The sequence below is a fragment of the Mesorhizobium sp. M7A.F.Ca.CA.002.15.2.1 genome, assembly GCF_003998715.1.
Classification (GTDB): Bacteria; Pseudomonadota; Alphaproteobacteria; order Rhizobiales; family Rhizobiaceae; genus Mesorhizobium; species Mesorhizobium ciceri.
Map to the genome: position 1 here is coordinate 1 of NZ_RZPI01000202.1, position 8,200 is coordinate 8,200.

Annotated in this window: 9 protein-coding genes; 5 read left to right on the forward strand and 4 right to left on the reverse strand. The window is 63.9% G+C overall.

What is annotated here, in order from left to right; all coding sequences use genetic code 11:
- A partial coding sequence (locus ENZ74_RS13725) for a S1 RNA-binding domain-containing protein (RefSeq protein ID WP_127312813.1) occupies positions 1-571 on the forward strand: 571 nt, incomplete at its 5' end.
- Between the two features lie 97 nt (positions 572-668).
- On the opposite strand, the gene ENZ74_RS13730 is transcribed toward ENZ74_RS13725, so the two are convergent.
- The 4 genes from ENZ74_RS13730 to ENZ74_RS13745 all read right to left on the reverse strand — a co-directional run bounded on the left by ENZ74_RS13730 (position 669) and on the right by ENZ74_RS13745 (position 4,636).
- Positions 669-1,376 (reverse strand): SDR family NAD(P)-dependent oxidoreductase, encoded by a 708-nt coding sequence (locus ENZ74_RS13730; RefSeq protein WP_063169846.1) that lies wholly within the window; start codon positions 1,374-1,376, stop codon positions 669-671.
- Between the two features lie 169 nt (positions 1,377-1,545).
- Complete coding sequence (locus ENZ74_RS13735; RefSeq protein ID WP_063169845.1) at positions 1,546-3,123, reverse strand: 5-guanidino-2-oxopentanoate decarboxylase; 1,578 nt, start codon at positions 3,121-3,123, stop codon at positions 1,546-1,548.
- Complete coding sequence (locus ENZ74_RS13740; protein ID WP_032809890.1) at positions 3,120-3,767, reverse strand: TetR family transcriptional regulator C-terminal domain-containing protein; 648 nt, start codon at positions 3,765-3,767, stop codon at positions 3,120-3,122. The genes ENZ74_RS13735 and ENZ74_RS13740 overlap by 4 nt, the downstream gene beginning before the upstream one ends.
- Positions 3,764-4,636: a dimethylarginine dimethylaminohydrolase family protein gene (locus ENZ74_RS13745; RefSeq protein ID WP_024501898.1), complete on the reverse strand. Its 873-nt coding sequence runs from the start codon at positions 4,634-4,636 to the stop codon at positions 3,764-3,766. Before ENZ74_RS13745 ends, ENZ74_RS13740 begins: the two co-directional genes overlap by 4 nt.
- A 213-nt stretch (positions 4,637-4,849) precedes the next feature.
- Between ENZ74_RS13745 and ENZ74_RS13750 the strand changes: the two genes are divergently transcribed.
- The 4 genes from ENZ74_RS13750 to ENZ74_RS13765 all read left to right on the forward strand — a co-directional run bounded on the left by ENZ74_RS13750 (position 4,850) and on the right by ENZ74_RS13765 (position 8,197).
- Positions 4,850-5,665, forward strand: a complete 816-nt coding sequence (locus tag ENZ74_RS13750; protein WP_063169844.1) for an ABC transporter ATP-binding protein — start codon at positions 4,850-4,852, stop codon at positions 5,663-5,665.
- Between the two features lie 53 nt (positions 5,666-5,718).
- Entirely contained in the window at positions 5,719-6,519 is an 801-nt protein-coding gene (locus ENZ74_RS13755) for a transporter substrate-binding domain-containing protein (RefSeq protein WP_063169843.1), read from the forward strand.
- Positions 6,520-6,674: 155 nt separating this feature from the next.
- Entirely contained in the window at positions 6,675-7,388 is a 714-nt protein-coding gene (locus ENZ74_RS13760; RefSeq protein WP_196815384.1) for an ABC transporter permease, read from the forward strand.
- Complete coding sequence (locus tag ENZ74_RS13765) at positions 7,388-8,197, forward strand: ABC transporter permease (RefSeq protein WP_013528191.1); 810 nt, start codon at positions 7,388-7,390, stop codon at positions 8,195-8,197. Before ENZ74_RS13760 ends, ENZ74_RS13765 begins: the two co-directional genes overlap by 1 nt.
- The last annotated feature ends 3 nt before the right edge of the window (positions 8,198-8,200 follow it).

Consider the following 8,200-nt stretch of genomic DNA (forward strand, 5'->3'; position numbering starts at 1 on the left):
GGTCAAGAACAAGACCGAGTTCGGCCTGTTCATCGGCCTCGAAGGCGACGTGGACGGCATGGTGCACCTTTCCGACCTCGACTGGACCCGTCCGGGCGAGCAGGTCATCGAAGAGTACAATCGCGGCGACATGGTCAAGGCGCAGGTGCTCGACGTCGACATCGACAAGGAGCGCATCTCGCTCGGCATCAAGCAGCTGGCCAAGGATACGGTCGGCGAAGCGGCGACTTCAGGCGAACTGCGCAAGAACGCGGTCGTCACCTGCGAAGTCATCGGCGTCAAGGATGGCGGTCTGGAAGTGCGGCTGGTCGACAGCGGTATCGAAACCTTCATCAAGCGCTCCGACCTGAGCCGTGACCGCGACGAGCAGCGCCCCGAGCGCTTCACCGTCGGCCAGAAGGTCGATGCCCGCGTCATCGCCTTCGACAAGAAGACCCGCAAGCTGCAGGTCTCGATCAAGGCGCTGGAAATCGCCGAAGAGAAGGAAGCGGTCGCTCAGTACGGCTCGACCGACTCCGGCGCTTCGCTGGGCGACATCCTGGGTGCCGCGCTGAAGAAGCAGGGCAGCTAAGTCTTCGCACCGCGAAGCCTTCGCACAGGCTCCAAAACAAAACCCCGCCGGAGCGATCCGGCGGGGTTTTTTTTTGACCTAGGTAAAGGTTGGAAAGTTACGCCCTGCCGTAAAGCGGCACCAGCGTGCCGCTCATCGCCTGATTGGCCGGCGAGGCGAGATAGGCGATGGCCTCGGCGGCGGCTTCGAGGCTGACCCATCTTGTGACATCGGCATCCGGCATATCGGCGCGGTTTGCCGGCGTATCTAGCGTCGACGGCGCCACGGCATTGACCAGGATGCCCTTGTGCTTCAGCTCTTCGGCCATCGCCACCGTCATGGCTGCCACCGCCGCCTTGCTGGCGGCGTAAGCGACCATGCCGGCGCCGCGCCGCGGATCGAGCCCGGCGCGCGCGGTGACGTTGACGATGCGGCCCGCCGTGTCCGACGACAGCATCGAGCGGATCGCGGCGCGGCAGCACAGGAAGGCGGTGCGCGCATTGGTGTCCATCATCTCGGCAAAGGACGCCGACTCGATCTTTTCAACAGGCGCCGAGGTGAAGCCGCCAGCCAGATGGATCGAGCCCCAAAGGCCCGGAACCTGGCTATAGAACGCTTCGACCTTCGCGGGGTCCGAGAGATCGACGTTGTGCACCAGCTGGACACGGTCATGCGAGGTTAAGGGGAAATGCGTAGGGGCGGCGGCATGAGCATTGGGCACATGGCAGATCGCGCCGTCGCTCAGCAGTTTGCCGACAACCGCACCGCCGAGCGCACCGGTCCCACCAGTCACGACGATATGCTTGCCTTCAAGTGTTTCCGTCATCTTGGACGCTCCTGTCATTTTTTTATCGTTAGGTCATTTCTGTGCCGCCGACGCGAAGCGTCGCGCCTTTTGCGCCATCACTCAATTGACATCTCGACATGGCAGTTGTCGCGTCTTTGCATGCGTCCGACACTTCAGCCGTGGCCCGCCAAAACGGGAAACCCGCGCTTCAGTCAACTGTGATTTCGATGACGCGCGGCAGTCCGGTGGCCCGGGCGCGCTTCAGCGCGTCCGCGAGAGCGTCGATATCGGCAAGCCGTTCGGCGCCGATGCCATAAGCCTCGGCCAGCTTGCAGAAATCCGGCGGCGCCGGCGATACGCCAACCGGCTCGACGCCGACATCGAGCATCGAGGTTTCGATCTCGCGGTAGCCTCTGTTGTTCCAGACGACGAAGATGACCGGTACCCGCGCGTCGAGCGCGGCGCCCAGTTCCGGCAGCGTGAACTGGAAGCCGCCGTCACCCGTGAGGCAGACGACCGGCGCATCGGGTATCGCAAGGGCCGCGCCAATTGCGGCCGGCGGGCCGTAGCCAAGCGCGCCGAAGCCGGTGGCGGCATTGAACCAACCGCCTGGCCGATCATGGTCGTAATAGAGGTTGGCCGCATAGATCGGCTGCGTCGAATCGCCGACGATGAGCGCGCCCGGCAAAGCGTCGCGGATCATCTCGACGGCGCGCATCTGCCCCTGCAGTGTCGGATTGAGCTCGGCAAAGGCTGCTTTGCGTGTAGTAGCGGCGCGCGACGAACCGCCCTCGCTTGCCCGGACATGGCGGGTTTCCAGAAGCAGTGCTTCGAGCGCCTCGGCGCAATCGGCCTGGATCGAAACCGTCGCCGGGCGGCGGGCAAGCTGGTCCGCGCCGATATCGATGCGGATCAGGTTGGCGGGCAGGACGAAGCCGCCATCGCTGTAGCCGTCATAGTCGGTCGGGCCGAATTCGGTGCCGGCGGCAATCACCAGGTCGGCGTCGGCCATCAGCGCCCGTACTGTCTTCAGGCTGGGACTGGCCGGCACGCAAAGCGGATGACCATGCAGCAGGCCGCGCGCATTGGTGGTCTGGACGACCGGCGCCCCCAGCCGTTCGGCCAGACGCCGCAGTGGCGCTTCGGCGCGTTTGGCGCCGCCGCCGACCAGGATCAGCGGGCGGCGCGCTGCACTGATGAGTTTGGCCGCGTTGGCAATTGCGACACCTTCCGGCACGGGCGGCGTCACATTGCTCAGCATGGCAGCGATGCCATCCGCCGGCTTGACCATGACGTCGGTCGGGATCTCGATATGCACCGGGCCGGGCCGGGCCGATGAAAACAGGGCGAAGGCCTGCGCCAGCGCGCCGGGCAATTCGCCAGCCTCGGTAACGCGCTGCGAAAACAGCGCCACCTTCTCCATCATGCCGCGCTGATCCGGCAATTCGTGCAGATGGCCCAGCCCCTTGCCCAGCGTCGGCGTGGCGTTGACGCCTGAGATCACCAGCATCGGCACCGAATCGGCACGTGCCTGCCCCATGGCGGTGATGGTGTTGGTCAGCCCCGGTCCGGTGATGACGAAGGCGACGCCCGGTCTGCCGCTGGCGCGTGCGTAGCCATCGGCCATGAAGCCGGCGCCCTGTTCGTGACGCGGTGTGACGTGGCGGATCTTGGAGCGCGCTAGCCCGCGGTAGAGTTCTACCGTGTGGACGCCGGGAATCCCGAAGACCGTGTCGACGCCATGGGCTTCGAGCAGCGAAATGAGCGCTTCGCCGAGTGTCGTCATTGGTTTTCCTCCCCTTCCGGCGCGAGGCCTAGTTCGGCCTCGACGGCCTTGATGCCGATCGCCGCCAATTCGCCGGGCGAGAACATCTCGCCGGCCAGGCAGCCTTCGATCCAGAGTCCGTCGATGATCGCATTAATCGCGATGGCATGGTGGCGCAATTGGCTTGCGTCCGATTTGCGCCGTTCGGCGGCGAGCACCTCGGCCACAACCGCTTCCACCTCATTGCGAAAACCAAGGTAGCCTTCGCGGTGGGCGTGGGCCAAGGTCGGATCCGCTCTGGCGCGGCCGATGAAGGTTGCCCAGAGCGAAAACACCCGCGCGTCGATAATCGGCGCATTGAGGTTGGCGGTGACGAAAGCCGCAAGGCGCTGGCGAGGCGAGGCATTCTCCATGACCAAAGCCGCTTTCGCCTGCTCGGTCATGCGGCCCATCAGCGCTGCATAGGCTTCCTGCAGCAATTCTTCCTTGCCGGGAAAATAGTGCCGGATCAGCCCGGCGGTGACGCCGGCACGCAATGCGATGGTGCGCAAGGTGGCGCCCTGCAGGCCATGTTCCGCCACACTGTCCAGAGTGGCCTCGATCAGATCCTGCCGCCGCCGCTCCTCGCCCTCGCGACGGAACCTGCGGCGGGATGGCATATTCATTGGCGCAGGATCGGTCGCGTCAGGCATGTCGGCCCGCCCTCGCAGGCGATGCAGAGCGCATCCGCCTCGAAGATTTCGACCGTGCAGCCGGCGGCTTCCATCGCGGCTTTGGTCTTTGGAAAGCCTGCGACGGCAATGATCTTGTGTGGGCTGGTCGGCAGCACGTTCAGGCTAAGGCCGTTGGAAGCCGCGAACTCTTCGGCGTCGCCTTCGACCAGCCGGATGTTACGCGCCTTCAGCATCTGATAGAATGGGGCCGGCAAAAGCGGTGAATGGACCAATGCGAGGTCGTCGGCCAGCGGGCTGATCACCGACATCAGATGCAGGCACGCTTCTTCGCCTTGCCACAGCGGAAGATCAAAGCCGTAGACGGAAACGCCCAGCGGCGTCAGCAGGTTGGAAACCTGCTGGATGCCTTCCTGGTTGGAGCGGACACCGCGCCCGATCACCAGCGTACGGGCATCGAGCCATACGCAATCACCGCCTTCGACCTGGCCAGGAACCTCGACGCGGCCCAGGATTGGAATGCCCAGCCTTCGGTAGGTTTCCTCATGCAGCGAGGGCTCCCTGGCGCGCAACGGCTTGCCCATGGACAGAATCAGCGCGCCGCGATCGGTCATCAGCGACGGGTCGTGCGTGAACACCGAGTCCGAAAGTCCATCCGCCGTGTCCTCGATCCATTCGATTTCGGCACCGGAAGCCGCCACCAGTTCAGCAAGGAGCGCGTGCTGCGATGCCGCTTTCGCCGGATTGAATCCGGGGCCATAGTGCCAGGCAGCCCTGTCGGCATTGCGCATGGCGTTGGCCGCCGACCGCATCAGCACGCGGCGCAGCGGCGCCGCCATGGACTGTGATCCGAAAGCGCTCATCGAAGTCCTTTTTCGCTGAAAAAAATCGAGAAAATTTCATGGAAGGCTATTTATACACTTGCACAACAAGCTCGCAAGTGCCGTAATAAGCAGGATTGACGGGCTCTCGCCGTTGGGTCCATGCTGAAGTCTGGAGCGGGGCAGTACAGCGTATATGTTAATTAGCCGGATACACGTTCGACGAACCGCAGCCGACCCGATAGAGGTCACCCGGTGAGCGTGGTGGAAGCTGCCGCAGTCCGATCCGGCAAGGCGCAGGACGGCGCCGCCGAAGCCATCCATGTCGAGAACCTGCACAAGAAGTTCGGTGAGCTGCATGTGCTGAAGGGCGTCTCGCTGTCGGCGCGCGACGGCGAGGTCATCGCCATCATCGGCGGCTCGGGCTCCGGCAAATCGACCCTGCTGCGCTGCATCAACTGCCTGGAAAACCCGACCAGCGGCATCATTCGCGTCAATGGCGAGGAGATCAAGCTCAAGGCCGACAGCCACGGCCACACCATTCCGGCCGACCGCAAGCAGATCGAGCGCATCCGCTCCAAGCTCGGCATGGTGTTCCAAAACTTCAACCTGTGGAGCCACATGACGCTGATCGAAAACGTCATCGAGGTTCCGGTGCATGTGCTTGGCGTCAAGCGCGATGTGGCGATCGGCGAGGCCGAGAGGCTGCTCGCCCGTGTCGGTCTGGCTGAAAAGCGCGACGTCTATCCGGCCTATCTGTCGGGCGGCCAGCAGCAGCGCGCCGCGATCGCCCGGGCGCTGGCCATCAATCCGCGCGTCATGCTGTTCGACGAGCCCACCTCCGCGCTCGATCCCGAACTGGTCGGCGAGGTGCTGAAGGTGATCGGCGACCTGGCGCGCGAAGGCCGCACCATGGTGCTGGTCACCCACGAGATGAAGTTCGCCCGCGAGGTCGCGACCCATGTCGTCTACCTCTACAACGGGCTGGTCGAGGAAGAAGGGCCGCCGGAGCAGATCTTCGGCGCACCGAAATCCGAAAGGCTGAAGCAGTTCATCCGCAACATCGGCTAGGCAAGCCGGGACGGAAGAAAACCGGGAACCAACAACAAACTGGGAGTCATGAAATGAAGACCGTTCTGAAGACATTTGCCGCAGCGCTGCTGCTCGGCGTCGCCGCCATGGGCGTGGCCAAGGCCGATCCGGTCAAGATCGGCGTCGCCGCCGAGCCTTATCCGCCCTTCACCTCGCCCGATGCTTCGGGCAAATGGATCGGCTGGGAGATCGACTTCATCGACGCCGTCTGCGCCGAGGAGAAGCTCGATTGCGTCATCACCCCGGTTGCCTGGGACGGCATCATCCCGGCTCTGACGACCAAGAAGATCGACCTCATCGTCTCCTCGATGTCGATCACCGCCGAACGCGCGAAGACGATCGATTTCTCGGACAAGTACTATAACACGCCGACCGCGATCATCGGCCCGAAGGACCAGAAATTCGGCTCCGCTCCGGACGACCTCAAGGGCAAGATCGTCGGCGTGCAAGTGTCGACGGTGCACGCTGTCTATGCCAAGAAGCACTTTGGCAGCACAGCCTCCGAGATCAAGGAATACCAGACCCAGGACGAGGCCAACAACGATCTGGCCGCCGGCCGTCTCGACGCGGTGCAGGCCGATTCCATCGCGCTTGGCGAATTCCTCAAATCCGACCAGGGCAAAGCCTGCTGCGACCTGAAGGGCATGGTCGCTCCCGATGACGAAGTGCTCGGACCGGGCGTCGGCGCCGGCGTGCGCAAGGAAGACACCGACCTGAAGGGCAAAATCAACGCCGGCATCAAGGCGATCCGCGCCAACGGCAAATATGACGAGATCTCGAAGAAATACTTCGATTTCGACATTTACGGCGGCGGCGGCGCGCAGTCGAACTGACGATCCTCGTATGAGCTGTGGGGTGTGGCGTCGCGCCATGCCCCACCTGCTCGATCTTTCCCAGGCATGTTTGCCGCCGACGCAGCCGTCGGCGGTTAGTCAGCACTTCGGGGGCGACGCTGATCGACGCACTTCTTTCGGCCTCCGCGGCCGGCATCACCGAGCTTCTCTCGCCCTACCCGCCAGGCTGGGGCGGGGCGCTTCTGGTTGGGCTGCTGCATTCGATCGAGATCGCGCTGGGCGCCACGTGCCTCGGCCTTCTGATCGGCACCGGCGGCGCCTATGGCAAGCTTTATGGCGGGCCGGTGGTGCGCGATCTCCTGGCGGTTTACACCACCATCGTGCGCGCCGTGCCCGAACTGGTGCTGATCCTGCTGCTCTATTACGCCGGCACCGACCTGATCAATCAGGCGCTGACGGCCATGGGTTATCAGCGCGTCGACGTGAGCGGCCTTGCCGCCGGCATCGCCGTGCTCGGCTTCGTCCAGGGCGCCTATTCGACAGAGGTGATACGCGGCGCGATCCTGGCCATTCCGCAGGGCCAGATCGAAGCCGCCCGCGCCTATGGAATGTCTCCGGGCCTGATGTTGCGGCGCATCACCTTGCCGTCAATGCTGCCCTTCGCTATTCCGGGCCTCGCCAATCTCTGGCTGATCGCCACCAAGGACACCGCGCTATTGGCTGTTGTCGGCTTCTACGAGCTGGCGCTGGCAACGCGGCAGGCAGCGGGCGTCACCAAGGCCTATTTCACCTTCTTTTTCGCGGCGGGCGTGCTCTATCTGCTTTTGTCGCTGTTTTCCAACCTCGTTATCGGCCGGGTCGAGACCTGGTCGCGGCGCGGCATGCCTTCGCTCAAGGAGGCGCGCTGATGGCCAACGAGGCGACCATCATCGACGTCGTCGCGCGAACGTCGCTGTGGCTGCAGCCGCACCGCATCGTGCTGATCCTGATCGCACTGGGCCTTGTTCTGTCGGCCGCCTTTTTCATGCGCTGGGACTGGCTGCCGCAATATTATGAAATGGGCTTGATCGGCCTCTGGCGCTCGCTGTGGATCCTGGCCGTCACCTGCGTGCTGGGCTTCCTGCTGGCCGTCCCGCTTGGCCTGGCGCAGGCTGCCGGCTCGTTCTGGTTCGCCGCACCCGCCAAGGTGTTCTGCACGGTGATCCGGGGCACGCCGCTGCTGATCCAGCTCTGGCTGCTCTATTACGGCCTGGGTTCGCTGTTCCCGCAATATCCGTGGATCCGCGAATCCTGGATGTGGCCATATCTGCGGCAAGCCTGGCCCTATGGCGTGCTGGCGCTGACCCTGTCGTTCGCCGGTTATGAGGGCGAGGTGATGCGCGGCGCCTTCGCCGGCGTGCCCAAGGGGCAACTCGAAGCCGCCCGCGCCTTCGGCATGAGCCGCTGGAAGGCGTTCCGGCGGATCTGGCTGCCGCAAGCCATCTACCGGGCGCTGCCGACGCTGACCGGCGAGACCGTGCTGCAATTGAAGTCGACGCCGCTGGTGGCGACGATCAGCGTCATCGACATCTTCGCCGTTTCGTCCAAAGTACGGCAGGACACCTACCTCACCTACGAGCCCTTGCTGCTGCTGGCGCTGATCTACATGACGATAACCGGCATTCTGGTCTTCGCCTTCAGCAGGATAGAGGCCAGGATCCCGAACAAGATTGGTTAGAGG